Source organism: Alicyclobacillus herbarius DSM 13609 (assembly GCF_000430585.1).
Taxonomy (GTDB): Bacteria; Bacillota; Bacilli; order Alicyclobacillales; family Alicyclobacillaceae; genus Alicyclobacillus_G; species Alicyclobacillus_G herbarius.
Genome location: NZ_AUMH01000012.1, coordinates 50,205 through 66,247, shown reverse-complemented (window position 1 = coordinate 66,247; position 16,043 = coordinate 50,205). Strand labels below are relative to the sequence as shown.

Annotated in this window: 14 protein-coding genes; 4 read left to right on the top strand and 10 right to left on the bottom strand. The window is 58.8% G+C overall.

All coding sequences use genetic code 11. From position 1 onward, the window contains the following. The first annotated feature begins 113 nt into the window (after window positions 1–113). Both H522_RS0109740 and H522_RS18695 read left to right on the top strand, forming a co-directional pair. The gene (locus H522_RS0109740) at window positions 114–1,199 is read left to right on the top strand and encodes an isocitrate/isopropylmalate family dehydrogenase (RefSeq protein ID WP_026962166.1); all 1,086 of its coding nucleotides are present in this window, start codon (window positions 114–116) and stop codon (window positions 1,197–1,199) included. Between the two features lie 88 nt (window positions 1,200–1,287). Next, window positions 1,288–2,676, top strand: a complete 1,389-nt coding sequence (locus H522_RS18695) for a phosphotransferase (protein WP_155836325.1) — start codon at window positions 1,288–1,290, stop codon at window positions 2,674–2,676. Here the strand turns inward: H522_RS18695 and queG are convergent. From queG to H522_RS0109705, 6 genes are all read right to left on the bottom strand, one after another. After that, window positions 2,673–3,800 carry a tRNA epoxyqueuosine(34) reductase QueG gene (queG, locus tag H522_RS0109730; RefSeq protein WP_026962165.1) on the bottom strand — a complete coding sequence of 376 codons (1,128 nt, stop codon included), beginning with the start codon at window positions 3,798–3,800 and terminating at the stop codon, window positions 2,673–2,675. The genes H522_RS18695 and queG overlap by 4 nt on opposite strands. Continuing rightward, window positions 3,797–4,249 (bottom strand): ribonuclease HI, encoded by a 453-nt coding sequence (gene rnhA / locus H522_RS0109725; RefSeq protein ID WP_035453362.1) that lies wholly within the window; start codon window positions 4,247–4,249, stop codon window positions 3,797–3,799. The genes queG and rnhA overlap by 4 nt, the downstream gene beginning before the upstream one ends. A 51-nt stretch (window positions 4,250–4,300) precedes the next feature. Beyond that, complete coding sequence (locus H522_RS0109720; RefSeq protein ID WP_026962163.1) at window positions 4,301–4,489, bottom strand: hypothetical protein; 189 nt, start codon at window positions 4,487–4,489, stop codon at window positions 4,301–4,303. Beyond that, complete coding sequence (locus H522_RS0109715; RefSeq protein WP_026962162.1) at window positions 4,482–5,603, bottom strand: GerAB/ArcD/ProY family transporter; 1,122 nt, start codon at window positions 5,601–5,603, stop codon at window positions 4,482–4,484. The genes H522_RS0109720 and H522_RS0109715 overlap by 8 nt, the downstream gene beginning before the upstream one ends. Further along, window positions 5,604–7,535, bottom strand: a complete 1,932-nt coding sequence (locus tag H522_RS18690) for a spore germination protein (RefSeq protein ID WP_051344129.1) — start codon at window positions 7,533–7,535, stop codon at window positions 5,604–5,606. An 88-nt stretch (window positions 7,536–7,623) separates the two neighbouring features. Next, a complete protein-coding gene (locus H522_RS0109705) occupies window positions 7,624–8,226 on the bottom strand; it encodes a DUF2140 family protein (protein WP_026962161.1) in 603 nt (200 codons plus the stop codon). 129 nt (window positions 8,227–8,355) lie between these two features. On the opposite strand from H522_RS0109705, the gene H522_RS0109700 reads away from it, so the two are divergent. Beyond that, window positions 8,356–8,658 carry a DUF2614 family zinc ribbon-containing protein gene (locus H522_RS0109700; RefSeq protein WP_026962160.1) on the top strand — a complete coding sequence of 101 codons (303 nt, stop codon included), beginning with the start codon at window positions 8,356–8,358 and terminating at the stop codon, window positions 8,656–8,658. A gap of 26 nt (window positions 8,659–8,684) precedes the next feature. On the opposite strand, the gene nth is transcribed toward H522_RS0109700, so the two are convergent. The 4 genes from nth to H522_RS0109680 form a co-directional block, all read right to left on the bottom strand. Continuing rightward, the gene (nth, locus tag H522_RS0109695; protein ID WP_026962159.1) at window positions 8,685–9,359 is read right to left on the bottom strand and encodes an endonuclease III; all 675 of its coding nucleotides are present in this window, start codon (window positions 9,357–9,359) and stop codon (window positions 8,685–8,687) included. 54 nt (window positions 9,360–9,413) lie between these two features. Continuing rightward, entirely contained in the window at window positions 9,414–10,880 is a 1,467-nt protein-coding gene (locus tag H522_RS18685; protein WP_051344142.1) for a bifunctional metallophosphatase/5'-nucleotidase, read from the bottom strand. A gap of 37 nt (window positions 10,881–10,917) precedes the next feature. Next, window positions 10,918–11,490 carry an HD domain-containing protein gene (locus H522_RS0109685; protein WP_026962158.1) on the bottom strand — a complete coding sequence of 191 codons (573 nt, stop codon included), beginning with the start codon at window positions 11,488–11,490 and terminating at the stop codon, window positions 10,918–10,920. A gap of 181 nt (window positions 11,491–11,671) precedes the next feature. Next, a complete protein-coding gene (locus H522_RS0109680) occupies window positions 11,672–12,298 on the bottom strand; it encodes a DUF1054 domain-containing protein (protein WP_026962157.1) in 627 nt (208 codons plus the stop codon). 260 nt (window positions 12,299–12,558) lie between these two features. Here H522_RS0109680 and H522_RS18680 point away from each other — a divergent pair, with 260 nt between their 5' ends. After that, window positions 12,559–16,032, top strand: a complete 3,474-nt coding sequence (locus tag H522_RS18680; protein WP_051344128.1) for an efflux RND transporter permease subunit — start codon at window positions 12,559–12,561, stop codon at window positions 16,030–16,032. The last annotated feature ends 11 nt before the right edge of the window (window positions 16,033–16,043 follow it).

The window sequence follows — 16,043 nt, the reverse complement described above, 5'->3', positions numbered from 1 at the left end:
CAATGTCTATATCGAAGGGCGTGATATCTTTGGAATGCGCCAGAATGGCTATGCTATACTAGCGAACGGTGCTTTTATCTGGGATACGTAGTACTGCCAAGAGGTGAAGACCAATGCAAGACTTGACCATTGTCGTCATGCAAGGCGACCAGACCGGTCAGGAGCTGCTGGAAGAAGCGCTGCGTGTGCTCTCGCCGGACGTTTTGGGCTTTCCCATCCAATTCGAGACATACGACCTGAGCCTGGAAAACCGACGCAAGACAAATAACCAGGTCGTGTTTGAAGCGGCGCAGGCGATGCGGCGGCACCGTTATGGATTGAAAGCAGCGACCATTACACCGGAAACCAAAGGCGACGTTGGCAGCCCCAATGCCATTCTGCGCAAGGAAATCAATGGCACGGTCATTGTTCGGACAGGCCGGCGCATCCCGGGCATTGCACCCCCGGTTGGCGTGTTTTCCCCCATCTCGGTGGTACGGATGGCGGTCGACGATGCGTATGGGGCCAAGGAGTGGCGGGAGCAAGAGGGCGACGACGAGATTGCCTTCCGCACGGAACGCATTTCCCGCAACGTCTGCCGTGGTGTGGCTGAATACGCGTTCCAGCATGCTCGTCGCCTGGGAGCAACCGTGTTTGGCGGTCCCAAGTTCACCGTCAGCCCGGTCTACGAAGGCATGTTCAAGGAAGAACTCGACAAAGCGGCCGCCAAATACAGCGGCGTCAAGTACGATCCGCAACTAATTGACGCGACGTACGCGCTGCTTCTGGTCAAGGCGGGTGAACCGCTGGTCATCCCCGCCCTCAACCGGGACGGCGACTGCCTGTCCGACCTCGTGCTGCAGATGTTCGGATCGATTGCCGGAGCCGAATCCATCCTGCTGGCGCTCGACGAGAACTGGCAGCCGCAAGTGATTATGGCGGAAGCACCGCACGGCACCGCCCCCAGCCTGTTCGGAAAGAACGTGGCGAACCCGATGGCCATGATTCTTGCCGGCGCATCGCTATTGGCCCACCACGATGACAAAAGTGCCCAGATGGCCTCGCGGGCGATTTACGAGTCGACCCTGGAGGCGATTATGATGGGCGTGCGGACCGCGGATTTGGGCGGCGGGACCAGCACCACCGATTTCACAGACGATGTCATCCATCGCGTCAAGGCGAAGCTGGAAGTCTGGAGCACCCTCGGCGAGAACCACTAATCCAAGAAATTCGCCCACGCATTCGCTCCTCCACCGCATAAGGTAGGGTATAGACGCCCAATCGCGGTGGATGGAGTGATGACCGGTGATGAAGCGCAGACAGAACGTTCCGCCGTGGGCGAAGGTGCTGCTGCAGCACATGCTGCGCCCACCGTACTTTCTAGAACAAATCGCGTCCGCAAACGCGCAGAAATCGTCCGCATCGCAAGAAGCGAAACCAAAGAGCCACAAAGAAACGGAGAATCGGGCCGCCGACGAGGATGTCGGCGGCCATTCGTTTGTCGAAGGACAACCTGTACACCCGCGGCCAGATGGTCGCTCTGAGACCCATTCCAGCCGTCATACGGCCGCCTCTGGGCGCCCCGCACAGCCCTATAGCCACCCACATGCCCGTCACGAGGGGACCATCGATGAGGAGCTTGTCACGACCTCCCTGCCTAACGTGGAACTCACGGGTCCAGCCTGGCGCCGGGTCCTGCGCCGACTCGACATCCCACCCGAATTGCCGAAAGCCTATGGGTGGAGTGTGAAACGGGCAGAAGCCGTCGGTGGTGTGGCTCGCGTTATCACCCCGTCGCGCGTCTATGCGGTGAAGCGAACCCACCTGTCCCCGGAAGGCATTCGTTGTATCTACGAACTGGCCAACTATGTGCGCATCCACGGTTTTCCCTTGACGCCTCGGTTTGCCTTAACGAAAAAGCCGCGCCGACCCTTTTTCAGCCGAGATGGGCAACCGTATTACGCGACCCGTTGGGTAGTCGGCAACCCCGCCAACTTCAGCCGGATTGAGCAAGTGGCCGCGGTCTCCCGCGCCCTGGCCCGGTTTCACAAGGCTTCGCGAGGCTTTGAGCCGCAATCGGGCGGATCGCTACGCAGTGAGTTCAACCTGGAAGGGCTGTGTAAACGCCGGCTGTCTGACCTGCGCGTGCTTTTGTTGGAAGCGGAACAGCGCAAGGCCCGGGACCGTTTTGCGCAAAGGCTGTGCGATCTGGGGCCGACGCTACGAAGAGATGCCGAAGCGGCACTCGCTCTCCTGGCGGAAGCGGACGTGCGCGCGCACCTGTACCGGGAAGAGGAAGACCCTTGCGTCTGCCACTTGGACGTGACTCCAGACAACTTCATCTATACGCCCAACCACGATGTGGCTGTGCTCGACCTCGACCTCGCCGCGTACGCCCCCCGCGCGCTTGACGTGGCCCATCTTTTGCGGCGGAGCCTGGAGCGGCAGCGTTGGTCCGGCGACGTGGCCTACCGCTGCTTCCTCGAATTCGACAAGGTGCAGTCCATGACCAAAGCCGAATATACCCTGGTACGGGCTTTGCTCACCTTCCCCTACCGGGCCTGGCGCCTGGCGCACGCTCACTTGCGCCTGCAGCCGCGCCCGGACGATCTCGCCGATTTAGAAGACTTCGCGCAGCAGCAGGAGCAGCGTCAACACTTTCTCGAAGCGTTTGCCGAGCAAATTCAGCAGGTTTAATGTGTGGCCGCCCACGCCATCTCCTCCCGCACCTCCGGGCACATCTCCGTTTCATACGCCGCCGCCACGGCGCGCCTTGCCTCCTCCCCGCCAATTCGCCACAGCGCCCAAGCCGCGCTCGCCCGCAGCTCGGGGCGGTCGTGGCGCAAGAACGGGATGATGTGTGGAATGGCCTCCGGCCTGCGGCAGTTTCCCAAGGCAATGAGGGCGTTTCGCTGCCAAGTGCGCACTCCCCGCCAGGCTACCGCGGTATGGCCGTAACGGCGCAGGAAGGCTCGATTGCTCCAGCCAAGGATTTCAATTAGGTCCGGGAACTCCAGCTCGCCTTGCGGCAGATATTCCGCATGCCAAGACGCCTCTACGTCCCGATTCTCGGGACAGGCCCACTGACACGTATCGCACCCCCAGACGCGTCGGCCCATGGCTGCCCGGTACGCCTTTGGAATGATCCCTTTCATCTGCGTGATATACGAGAGACACCGGGTGGCGTCAATCACCCCCGGCGCGATAAGCGCCCCCGTCGGACAGGCGTCCATACACAGCGTGCAGGACCCGCAGCGGGAAGGCTCCTCCCGTTTCGCCGGCTCAACCTCAATATCCACCGCCAGGGTGCCGAGAAACACGAATGATCCGTGCTCCGGCGTGTAAAAGAGGCAGTTCTTGCCCAGCCAACCAATGCCCGCTCGTTCGGCGACCCGCCGGTCGACAAGGGGCGAGGTGTCAATCCCAATCCGGTGACCCACTTTATGGCCCACTTCTTGCTCAATCAAGTGCAGTAACGTTTCCAGGCGATCCCGCAAGACATGATGATAGTCCTGTCCATACGAGTAGACGGTGACCTGCCCGGTCAACCGTCCTTTCGGGTGCCGCCGTGCGGCTGCCCGACCCGGCTCGGTGAGGTAGGCCATGGCTGCGGCAATCAAGCTCTTCGCCTCTGGGTACCAAAGCCGCGGATTCACTCGCTGCTGTGCATCGCTGCACTCGAATCCGGTCAGTCCGCGCTCGGCGTACGCCGTAAGCTTGGGGAGCAATTCCGGGAACGGATCGGCCGTGGTGGCGCCCACCGCGTCCAGACCAGCCTGCTTCCCCAACTCCTGCAGGCGCTTATGTGTAAGTTCCGTCATTTCGGAATGGCCGCTCGCGCCAACTCGTCGCAACGTTCGTTTAAGGTGACGCCGGCGTGGCCTTTCACCTTCCCAAACTCCACTCGGTGCGTCTGCAACAGCCCCAGGAGCCGTTCCCACAAATCCCGGTTTTGCACCGGCTCGCCCTTACTGTTACGCCATCCGTTGCGCCGCCAGTTGACATACCAGCGTTGACGGATGCAGTTGACCACGTAAGCCGAGTCACTGTACAGCATGACTTGACACGGGTAATGGAGACACTCCAAAGCTTCGCAGACCGCCGTCAGCTCCATGCGCTGATTCGTCGTCATCCGCTCGCCGCCCGAAATCTCCTTGCGTTTATCCTGATAAAGGAGGACGGCTGCCCAGCCGCCCGGTCCTGGATTTCCAGAACAAGCCCCGTCCGTATAGATGGTGACTTTCACGGAAGCGGGAGGTGAGTTTGTCATACGAATCTACCCCCGCGCCCATTATAACAGCAAACCCATGGCTATGTCCGATCAGGTCAACATCCGCCAGAGGACGACACTGGTTACGCCGAGGGACAAGAGTGCGAGCACGTACGCGGACGCGCTGCCGATTCTCGACCCTTTGCTTTCGACCCACTTCCCGAAGCGGTACGTATAAAACCCGACTCCGAGCGGTATCAGCATCGAAATCAGAAATTCGAGCATGGTGATGCTAGGCACGTTCTAATCGCTCCTTACTCGTTCCTCTCCGCCGCAGGGCGCCAATAGTGACCAAGAGTACGGGCAGACCAAAGATGATAATTGCCCCGCAGGCAATGAGGTACGTCTCGACCAAGTGAACTGCCTGCCCAACGTCTGCGGGCAAGAGGCTCAAAGCGAAACAGAGTAGGGCGAGCGCGGGAATCGCCGGCCGGGGCGTCGGCCAGTGCAGACCGCGGGCAAACAAGTAGGCGGCCGCCCACAGGCTCATGCCCATGCGGACGATGGCTACTGTCACCCAGAGAAAGATGAAGATGCTCTCCATCCGTTGCACAAATCGCCCAAGATAAATAATCCGTGCCAGCTGGTAAAGCGGAAACGCGGCCAGGCGCGTCTCAATCGCCGGAAAGACCATGTTGTATGTCGCGATGAACCCGGCCATCAAAAGCGCCGGCACCACGATGCTCCATATCCCGACACTCCGCAGGGAACGTGGATTGTGGGCGTGCGGATAGACGACACAGAGCAACAGCACGTTCATGAAAACCGCGGCGTCGCTGGCTGCGGCGAACAGAATGTGACTGACACCCGCGCCAAAGATGGGCAGCAGCATCAAGGGGTGCCACCAGTTGGCCGTCAGCAGGCACAGGCCAATGGCGCCGACGAGCAAAATCGGCATCAACAGATAGGCAATGCGGCAAATCCCTTCCAGACCGTGATACGCAATATAAGCGATGGTGATGGTGTACATTGCGCCGACCACGAGGATGGGTGTGTTCGGCAGCACGGTGGTCGTCACGTGTTCACTAAACTGGCGCATCACGCCGGCAGTCTCACAGACGAAGTACAGTCCCAGGACGATCGCCAGAACGCTTCCCGCTATGGAGCCGAGGGAATCCACGGTCACCTCGACAATATCCATGCCATAAAAGTGCTTGCGCAGCATGTTTTCGACGTACAAGAAAATGGCGAGCGCGATGACAGCAGCCAAGAGCGGCACCATCCAGGCCGCCTCCAGGGTCATCGCGGTGGCATGCTGGGGAAAGCTCAAAAACGTATCGGTGGAGACGAACAGCGTCATCATCGCAATCAGTTCTTTGGTGCCGATGCGCGCCTTGAGGTCCGTCTTGGCCATCTATTGGTCCTCCTTTCTCCGAAACAGGTTGCGACGTGCCGTCTTGCGCGTGAAGGCACTCCATGGCCGGGTCATCGGCTGTTGGCGCCACTGCGTCTGGGTGCGCAGGTAGACGGGCCGTTGGTTCATCGCGTAGACCGGTCCGCGCACAAGCACATCGCGCGAACTGGGCGTGGTCGGCGTAATCGGCGAAAGTATCGGAACCCCAAACGACTTCATCACCGCCAGACGCACCAACAGCATGCACATCAACAAGGCAATCGCGTAAAAGCCGAAAAAGGCGGCGCAAACCAAAAAGATAAAGCGCAGGATACGGACCGCATAGGATAACTCGTAATTCGGAATCGCGAACGAACAGAGTGCAGTCACAGCCACGACGATGACCAACAGCGGACTCACGAGGCCCGCCTGGACAGCAGCCTGGCCGATAATCAACGCCCCGACGATCCCGATGGTGGGGCCAATCGCGCTGGGGATGCGAATGCCCGCCTCGCGAATCAGCTCAATCGCGAATTCCATCATCAGCACTTCAGTGATAACCGCAAACGGTACCCGCTCACGACTCGCTGCAATGGCGAGCATCAAGTCCGTCGGGATCATTTCAGAATGGTAGTTGGTGATGGCGACGTACCCAGCCGGCAACAGAAAAGCGACCAGCAAAGCCACCCAACGGATGATGCGACCGAACGAGCCAAACGGGAAGCGTAAAAACGCGTCCTCCGGGCTCTGCACCATGGTCCAAAGAACCACCGGGACGGCCAGCACAAACGGACTCTGCCCGACAAAGATAGCGACATGGCCTTCGCTCAGCATGTGCGCTATGCGATCCGGCCGTTCCGTGGCCAGCACCTGCGGGATCAGACTGCCCGGGTTGTCTTCGATGAATTGCTCGAGGGTGCCGCTGTCTGCCACATAATCCACATCAATGTTCTTGATGCGGCGCTTGACTTCCTCGACCAGGGACTTGTTGGTCAAGCCTTCAATGTACATGACAGCGACATCCGTCTTACCCAAGCGGCCCACAGACAGCATTTCGGTCACTAAGTGCTCGCTGCGCAGAAACGCCCGCACGAGCCCCGTATTGGCACGAAAGTTCTCGGTAAATGCGTTGTGCGGACCGCGTACCACCTGCTCCGCCGCGGGCTGGCTGACCGAGCGATGCTCCCAACCCTTGGTCTCGACGACCACAGCCTCGGTACAACCCTCGACAAAGACCACGGTCGATCCGGCGATAACCCCAGTAACCACATCGTGCCACGCATTGACGATTTCAATCTGGTTCCCGGGCAAGAGCGCCTCGGTGATAGATTCCATGCGCCGCGACGCATCGTCCTCTGCGACCTCCGACAAAAACATCAGTGGCTGCAGAATGTGCGTATTGATGACCATCTTGTCCGACATGCCGTCGAGAAATACCGCCAGAGCCGGCCAATGCCGATGGCCCACCGCAAACTCCCGCACGATCACGTCCTTGTTTTCGGGCAGGTGGAACAGCGCCGCGAGCTGGCGTTTCACCTCCTGCAGCTGAACCGGGAGTTTCTCGTCTGCGCCCGACGACTGTTTCAGGCCTTCCGTAGACTTTTGTCCTGCCTGCTGTAGATACGCCTCCATCGCAACCGGACGGATGGGGCGCACGCCTCGCCCTTCCTCGCGGCCGGTCGAATCGCCGGTTTGGGTCCTCGAGTTCCCACCTTCCGCGGGGTTCCCATCTTCCGCGCCGGGATGTCCCTGTCCATCGCCGCGCTTTTCTCTGTCCGATTGGCCCGCGGACTCCCCGGCCTCTTTTCCTTTCTCTTCTCCGGCACCGGCGGAGGGATTGGCCTTCGAGGGGTCGTTGGAGTCTTCCGCGACTTCATCCGTCAACACAAACTGCTGGTCTAACAGGGAATCGTCTACGCGAAACAAAGCTTGAAGCCATGCTGGGATTTGCACGCTACCTAGCCCCTCACACTGGTCGAAAATGACAAGTTGCAGGACTAGGATGCGAAAGGGCGGGAGGAAATATGCGAAGGGCGGCCGGTTACGACGTTCCCTGGAGCAAGGTTTTCGGGACAATCGTCACTTGCAAGGTCAGCAAACGGGTCTGTCGTGAATAGCCGAGAATACGTATGCCGTACGGGTGCTGCGGCCGGTCCGTGAAATTCAAATCAATGGCGCGTTGGTCTGGATTCACCGCAATCCAGTCCGGCCACGGCAGGTGACGCAAAATCATGATAAGCGCAGCCGGTGGGACAGGTACCTGTCCTAGGTCCGCACTTTCCATTTGTAATTCCAGATTTCCGTTTCGAATGACAGGGTTGAATTCCACATCAAAAGGAACCACCCGATCCGCCAGCTTCGCGCCAATTTGCACCTCCCAGGTGTCGTCAAATTCAACCCGCGCGTAGGACAGAGTATTCTTGAGGTCTGATTGTTCACTGAGGGCATAATCCAAATACGCATTTACCGCGTCTTGTCCGATGCTAAGCTGCACCGTCGCCGCCTTCCCCGACCTGGCTGGGGCAGGAGCAACGGGCCCGGAATTGGCCTTTGGCAGCGTTCCCCACCAGACGGTGATAGCCACCACGACCAACAGATCCACCGTCAAGAGAATAATAAACGCCCGTTTCCAAAAGCCGTTCATACCCGCCGCCTCCTCCCGGTGCTTGGACTGTCCTGGACACTCTCTGTCAATTCGGATACTATGAATCCAAGATGAATAGGAATCTTCAATCTTCCGCCAGACACCAAGCCTTCCGGGTAGGTGACCTGTATGAATGTCAACAAGTGGCGCAACCTGGCCCTCGTTTGCCTGTTTGCTGGCTTTTTTGTCATGTACCTGGGTGTCTACAACAAAGCCCTGCTTCCCTATCTCACGACAGCGGGCGGGCTGGGTGTTCTCGCGGGTATCCTGTTATACTTCCGGTTTGGCCCCGTCAATCCAAGCATCCAAACCATCCAGTGCCCCCGCTGCGGCAAGCCAACCCGACCGACCGGGCGGTACGATGCCTGCGCCGAATGTGGGCAGCCATTGCAGCGAACACCGGCCGGAACCTATGAACCCTATGCCAAATGAGCTATCGGCGCAAAGTGGTCGAAACCCTAGGCCGAGGAAGCTGGTCTTTTACCCGCCTTCTTCTGCTCCTGCTTATAATAGCGACACTCGGCCTGTAGGGGACATGAATCGCATTGCGGCTTGCGGGCCGTGCAGACTCGGCGTCCATGGTGAATCAACCAATGATGCGCGTTGGACCACAGCTTTTTCGGCACCAAACTGCACACCTGCTGCTCAATCTGCAGCGGATTGTCACTGTCCGCCAGGCCAATGCGGTTGGCCACGCGCGAGACGTGCGTGTCCACCGCCAAGGCGGGCACCCCAAACGCGACCGACAACACCACATTCGCCGTCTTTCGCCCCACCCCTGGCAGCTTCATCAGTTCCTCGCGGGAAACCGGGACCTGCCCACCGTATTGTTCCATCAGGATGCGGCACGCCGCTACAATGTTTTCTGCCTTGGACCGATACAACCCCAACTCTTTGATGTCTTCTTGCAGTATTTCCGGAGTCAGAGACGCGTAGTCCTCTGGCGTACGGTATTTTTGAAACAAGCCCTCCGTAACCTTGTTGACCCTTGCGTCGGTAGACTGGGCCGATAGTATCGTCGCTATGAGCAATTCAAAAGCGTTCTGATGATTAAGGGCACAGCGGGCATCGGGATACGCCTGTGCCAGCTTCTCCAACACCCGCTTCGCAGTCTGGCGTGAAATGAGAGTCATGATACAGCGCTCCTGTAGGTCGAAATAGGTTCTAGGCGTAATGGTCTACTAATCCTACGAGTGGGAATCCAGCGCGGGGCGCACGGTCGGCGCACCGGCATCCTGTACGCGATAGCGCGGACGACGAGCCGCCTGTACACAGGCGGGATCGGCCAAATACTTTTGCAACAGCTCGCGCACCAACGGCGGCATCACCTGAATGTCGCGGCCTCGCTGCATTTCCTCAAACACGGGCGACAGCCAGAGGTACTCGCACGTAATAATCCGGTAGTCTTGTTCCCGATGGAGCGGCCGCCCGCCAATCTGAATGGAACGGATGGCAGGTCCCTCTGGCTGCATGGCCACCTCCACCTGGCCACCGGCGATGGCTAGCCACCCGACCACCGCGCCGCGAAAGCCGAACCCAATGCCCGGGCGCAAGTGAAACTCTACACGCAGAGATTTCTCCAACACCTTCCAGATGTCTGCACCGGACAGGGTCATAAACAACGGCCGTGTTGGCGTGGAACAGGCGGCCAGGGTATGTCGACGCGTCACGGGACCGCTTAGCAGGCTAGCCGTGAGCGCCCCCGCCATCATGACGGCCAAATCACAGGGATACTCGTGATAGAGACTGTCGACCAACAGATTGGCAAAGTCCGACTCTCGGTCGTAAGCGACGGCCAAGGGTTGGGGCAACTCGGTAATGACACCCGACAAGGCTTGTTCAGCGACGGGAAGCCATCCACGATAGGCGGAGAGCATGGCCTGGTCCAAGGGACCATCGACATCAACCGGGACGGTCTCGCTAGCAACCTCCACGACTCGGCCTACCGTCTCATCCCAGGTGATTTGGGTGTGCCCGAACGCGAGCGCGTGCTTTCCCACCTGAAAGATGCTCGTCTTTCCCACTCGTTCCGGGGCCTGCATGAAGTGGTGCGTATGGCCCCCCAAAATCACGTCAATGCCAGGGACCTCGAGGGCCAACTGACGATCCGCATATAACCCGAGGTGGGACAACGCGATGATAATCTGGCAGCCCTCCGCCTTGAGCTGCTGAACCTGGTGCGCAGCCGCCGCGAATGGCTCTAATGGGTTGGCAGCCAAGAACTCGTAGGGTTTGGGATAGTCGGGCGTCAATCCAAATACGCCAATCCGCACAGACCCCGCTACAAACACAGCCCGCTCCTGAATGAACGAAAACCGTCCACCGTCGCTACGTTCCAGGTTGGCCACGAGAATCTTAGTTTCACTCCGCTCGAACAAGCGCGGCCAAACCTCAACCGGCACGGTCAACCCCTCGTTGTTTCCGAACACCCAAGCGTCACAGCCAAGGGCAGCCAACAGCGCCGCGTTCACTTCGCCCAGGGTACCTTCACTCTCGGGACGAACCCTGTCCACCAAGTCGCCAAGATCAAACGTTAGCGCAGGCTCGCCACGCCGCCGCACCTCATCCCGGCGCTGGCGAAGTATGGCCCCCAGGCGCATATAGTTTTCGAGTCTGCTGTGCACATCGTTGATATGAAATAGGTGAATCCGCACCATGACACCTCGGTCTCACTTGGCCCGCGCCTTATGTTTATGCACTTTCTGCCCCGTCCAGTCCGAGCCGCGAAGCAACACGAATCAGCGCGGAAATGACCTGTTGAATGTGTTCATCCAGTTCGATTCCCAGTTCTTCGGCCCCCCGATACACATCGTCGCGATTAACGCCGCGGGCAAACGCCTTATCCTTTAGCTTTTTCTTTACACTTTTTACTGACACGTCCTGAAGATTCCGGGTCGGCTTGACCATGGCGACCGCCATGACGAACCCGGACAACTCGTCACAAGCGTACAGCGTCTTCGCGAGTAAGGTGTCACGCGGAACTCCGTTGTGATCGTTATGGCCAAGAATGGCGTGTACGATTTCTTCTGGCCAGCCCTGCTCGCGCAAGATGCGGGCGCCGACCACGGTGTGTTGGCTCAGGTCTGGATAGCGTTCATAATCAAAGTCGTGCAGCAGCCCCGTCATCTCATACGTATCCGGGTCTTCCCCAAACCGCTCCGCATAGGCCCGCATTGCGGCCGCCACAGCGTACGCGTGACGGCGCAGCGATTCACTCTCCGTGTACTCGTGCAGCAGCGCGAGGGCATCTTCAATGGTTTTCACGACCCAACAACCTCCTTTTAAGGTGGTCCGAAAAGGTGTCAGAACTTCCGCCGGGCTATCGCCCGGCCTAAACGGGACAACAGTCCACTGGACTGTTGTCCTGGCGACCAGGCCCAGTTCGCATTTTGGCTAGTTTCCTGGCACTGCTTGGGTCTTACCTGACCCCTTTCCGGACTTACAATCAATCTATCGCGAGTTCGTAGAACGGGATGAGCCGATTAAACGTCTCTTTCACCCGTTCTTCAAAGCCAACCGCGCCCAGTTCCACGGCTTCCTCCCGCGGTATACAGATGCCGACCAGCAATTCTCCCTGCCGCGACTGCCCTAACCGCTCAAACAGTTCCACCAAGCGTTCCGTGTCCACCGAAACGGCCGGCAGGGACGCTGGATTGGTGTGATCCGGTATCCACACGTAATCATCGGACACCCAGGTCTTTACTTCTTCTACCCGCTGCAAAAGCCGCGCCGCGTATTGCGCGCGCCCTGGGCACTCCGAGATCACCCCAAATACGGCAAACGCGTGCGTTCGCCATGCGCCCACTTGAAAGTGAGGGTGTTTTTTATACCCACGACGCTCATGGCAAAAAGCCACCCAACTGTCATCCGGCGGATTCACGGTGCGTCGAGCGTGTTTTGCCACGTGCGCCCACATCGGTCGACCGAGCCGTTGTCTGAGGTATTCGGACAAATCCTGACCCAGCTGCTCCAGTTTTGGCCGCAGGCGAGCTTTCAGTTCTGCCATGCGCGGCTCCAAACCGGGAACGGCGAAGACTTCAAAATCGTCATCGGTAAACCCGCGAAATTCCATACCTATGCCTCCCCACGCACCACCTTCCGCTCTGTCTCCACGGCTTGGCACGGCGACGATGGTTCTCCTTACAACAGTAGACGAGAGCGGGATTGTCCGCAAGTCTGATAGCCGTGGGGCAGGCCATATCGTATCCATGGTCGGTCCTCCATCTCTATTTCACTGTAAAAATGTTTTATAACGTAAAAGGCATTGTCAGCGGACGCACCCTATGCTTACAATGAGGGAAAAATTGACCCTGTCCAACAAGGAGTGCCGACATGCGCTTTTTGACCCGTTTCGCCTTGAACAACCCGGTCGTCATTGCCATCCTTGTCGTACTGATTGCTATCGGTGGTATCCTATCTGGGCGACAGCTGCAGGAAGAACTGATGCCAGACATTTCCTTGCCGATGCTGTCTGTGGTCACTTCCTATCCAGGTGCCGGTCCAGAGCAGGTCGCCAATGATGTCACAGAGCCCCTCGAAAAGGCGGTCAAGGGCCTTGCAGGGGTAGACACGGTCTTATCCACATCCGTCGCCAACGTCTCGGAAGTAGAAATTCAGTTGACGATGGACGCGAATGTGAACGATGTCCAGCAAAAGGTGCAAGCGGCTGTTAACCAGGTCAAACTCCCAGATGGTGCCGGACAGCCAAGCGTGCAAGACTTCTCGTTTGAATCCTCCCCCATACTGTACCTGACCGTATCGGGCAGCCACATCAGCCCAAATAAACTCAAAGACGTGGTCAACAATACCGTGGTCCCCGCTCTGGAAGGGGTAAGCGGAGTCGCCAAGGTGAGCACAGCCGGTGCTGCCGCAGACCAAGTGGTCATGAACTTCCACCCCAAGCAGTTGAAGAAATACAACCTCACACTGGACGAGGTGCTGCAAGACCTACAGGCGGACGACACCGTAATGCCCCTCGGATCCACGGTGATGGGCGGAAAGGAACAGCCGGTGCAACTGGCCAGTTCCGTCGCCTCGCTGTCCGATTTACGCAAACTACGCATCCCTATCCCGCCGAACCCGAACGCGGGTCTCGAAAAGATGGGACAAGGCATGCAACAACTTGGCTCTGCCGTCGGTCAGGTGGCTTCTGGGCTTGGCCAGGTCGGGCAAGGACTTGGCTTGGTACAAACAGAAACACAACTGCTCAGCTCGCTGCAGACGGTGCAGGGTCAGCTGTTTGGGGCCGAGCTCGCCCTGAACCAGGAACTGCAAAAGCCTGCCAACTCGCGCGATCCGCACAAGATTGCGCAACTGCAAGCGGAGATTCAAGGGTTGGAAAAGACCCAGTCGCAGTTAACGAGCCAACTCTCGGCACTCCAAAAGCGGATGAGCGCCAGCTCCTCGGCGCAAAGCCATACAGGTACTGCGGTTCCGACCACGCCTGCAAAAAGCGCGACCGACCAGCAATCAAACACACTCAAAACGGTCGCCTTGAGCACTCTGGCGGATATCCAGCTGCAACCGCCGACAAGCGGCTCCATCAATCGCACCAATGGAAAACCCAGTGTGTTCATTGGGGTCAACAAGTCGCAAGACGCAAACACGGTAGCCGTCAGCCGGGCAGTGGCTGCCGAGTTGGCTCAACTGCAATCGCAGCTGCCATCGGGTGTACGTGTGCACACCCTGTTTGACAGCGCCGACATGATAACAGCGTCCCTGAACGGCACGATACGCGAGGCGGTGTTCGGTGCGTTGTTTGCTGTGCTGGTCATTCTGCTGTTCCTGCGCAGTGTCCGGACCACCGTTATCGCCATCGTATCGATCCCGTTATCTATCCTTATCGCCCTCGTCCTGCTGAACCGTTTCCACGTCACCCTGAACATCATGACGCTGGGCGGGATGGCGGTCGCGACGGGGCGCGTGGTCGACGACAGCATCGTTGTGATTGAAAACATTCACAGAAGGTGGCGCCGCCGCTTGGGAAGCGGAAGGGAGCTCGCCCTGGCGGCGACGGCCGAAGTTGGCCGAGCCATCACCTCGTCCACCATCACGACGGTGGCCGTTTTCCTGCCGCTCAGTCTGGTCGGCGGTCTTGTCGGGAAGATTTTCTTTCCCTTCGCTTTGACCGTGGTCTGTTCGCTCTTGTCTTCCCTGCTCGTCGCCTTGACCGTGGTGCCCTTGATGGCATGGCTGCTCGTCACGCGGCGCACCCCAAAATCCGAGCCAAGCCCGATTGACCAGGAGCCGACCTGGCGTCGGGTGTATCGACACACTCTCAACTGGTGTCTGGAACACAAGGCTGTCGTGCTCGGTTTGACCGGGGTGGCATTGGTGGCCTCCATCCTCGTACTGCCCCTGGCCGGCAGCACGTTCATTCCGCAAACGGAAGAAAAGTTTGCCACCATCTCCATCCAGATGCCGGTGGGAACAGCCCGTTCCGAAACGGATGCCAAGGCTCGGCAGATTGAGGATGTGGTAACCCGGTCCCCGGCCGTATCGCAGATCAACACCCAGGTGGGCGGAGACAGCGGAGAAATATCGATGAGCGGCAGTGTGAGCCAAAGTAATCAAGCCACCATCATGCTCAGACTGCAGCCGGATACCAATGTGGATGCGTTTTTGGCCAAACTGCGCGGTCAGGTCAAACCGTTGGCAGGGCCCGCGCAGATTCAAGTGAACAGCCTCTCGATGGGAGGTACGTCCGGATCGCTCGAGCTGATTGTGACTGGACCGAGCAATCAGGCCATTAAACAGGCTGCGGTGCAAATAACCAAATCTTTATCGCACGTACCCGGACTGGCCAACGTGACGAACAATCTCACCGCCACGCAGCCGCAGATAGAAATTCATACCGACGTCGCCAAGGCGGCCAAATACGGGTTGAGTGCCTACCAGATCGGAAACATCGTCAAGGACTACGTCGGCGGAAACCAGGTCGGTACCGTGCAGCTCGACCAGACCACGTACACGGTCGTGGCAAAACTGCGGCCTGAGAGTCGATTGGATGCGCTGAAGGCGTTGCGGAACCTGCCGATTCAAACCAGCACTGGACAGACCCTGCACCTGGCCGATGTGGCCTCCGTGCGCGTAGTGCAGTCTCCCATATCCGTTCAGCACCGCGACGGGCAGGCATACGCCTCGGTCACCGGGACCTTTACCGGCCAGAATACGGGGCGCACGACGCAGCTGGCATTGGCCAAGGTGCAATCCCTGCACCTGCCGCATGGGGTGAAAACCGAACTGTCCGGGGATAGTCAGCAGAAAAACCAGAGTTTCTCCCAGTTGATTGAAGCGATTGTGGTAAGTGTTGGCATCGTGTACCTGGTCATGCTGATTACGTTCGGGGGTTGGTCCGCTCCGTTTGCCATCTTGTTTTCGATGCCGGCAGCCTTAATTGGCGCCTTCTTCGGGACCGTCGTCACGCACCAGCCCGTGAGCGTGTCCTCTCTCATCGGCATTTTGATGCTGATGGGGATTGTGGTGACGAACGCGATTGTGCTCGTGGACCGGGTGGAACAACGGCGGCGTGAAGGCCAGTCCATCCGCTCGGCGTTATTGGAGGCTGGGGCCACCCGCCTGCGACCGATTCTGATGACGGCCGTCGCCACCGTTTGTGCCTTGCTTCCATTGGCGATTGGATTTACGGAAGGAGCATTGATTTCCCAGGGGCTGGCGGTGGTGGTCATCGGCGGATTAGTGACATCGACGCTGCTCACCCTGATTGTGGTTCCTGTCATGTACGAACTGCTGCATTTGCGCCAACACCGGCGCGAACGGCGGGAGGAGCTACCTGTCGCAGATTGAGCCACCATGTG

Excerpts from the sequence above, each read along its gene's own strand:
- H522_RS18680 (WP_051344128.1), top strand. The coding sequence starts at position 12,559 with ATGCGCTTTTTGACCCGTTTCGCCTTGAACAACCCGGTCGTCATTGCC.
- nth (WP_026962159.1), bottom strand. The coding sequence starts at position 9,359 with ATGACTCTCATTTCACGCCAGACTGCGAAGCGGGTGTTGGAGAAGCTG.
- H522_RS0109705 (WP_026962161.1), bottom strand. The coding sequence starts at position 8,226 with ATGAACGGCTTTTGGAAACGGGCGTTTATTATTCTCTTGACGGTGGAT.
- rnhA (WP_035453362.1), bottom strand. The coding sequence starts at position 4,249 with ATGACAAACTCACCTCCCGCTTCCGTGAAAGTCACCATCTATACGGAC.
- H522_RS0109700 (WP_026962160.1), top strand. The coding sequence starts at position 8,356 with ATGAATGTCAACAAGTGGCGCAACCTGGCCCTCGTTTGCCTGTTTGCT.
- H522_RS0109715 (WP_026962162.1), bottom strand. The coding sequence starts at position 5,603 with ATGGCCAAGACGGACCTCAAGGCGCGCATCGGCACCAAAGAACTGATT.
- H522_RS0109740 (WP_026962166.1), top strand. The coding sequence starts at position 114 with ATGCAAGACTTGACCATTGTCGTCATGCAAGGCGACCAGACCGGTCAG.
- H522_RS0109680 (WP_026962157.1), bottom strand. The coding sequence starts at position 12,298 with ATGGAATTTCGCGGGTTTACCGATGACGATTTTGAAGTCTTCGCCGTT.
- H522_RS18695 (WP_155836325.1), top strand. The coding sequence starts at position 1,288 with ATGAAGCGCAGACAGAACGTTCCGCCGTGGGCGAAGGTGCTGCTGCAG.
- queG (WP_026962165.1), bottom strand. The coding sequence starts at position 3,800 with ATGACGGAACTTACACATAAGCGCCTGCAGGAGTTGGGGAAGCAGGCT.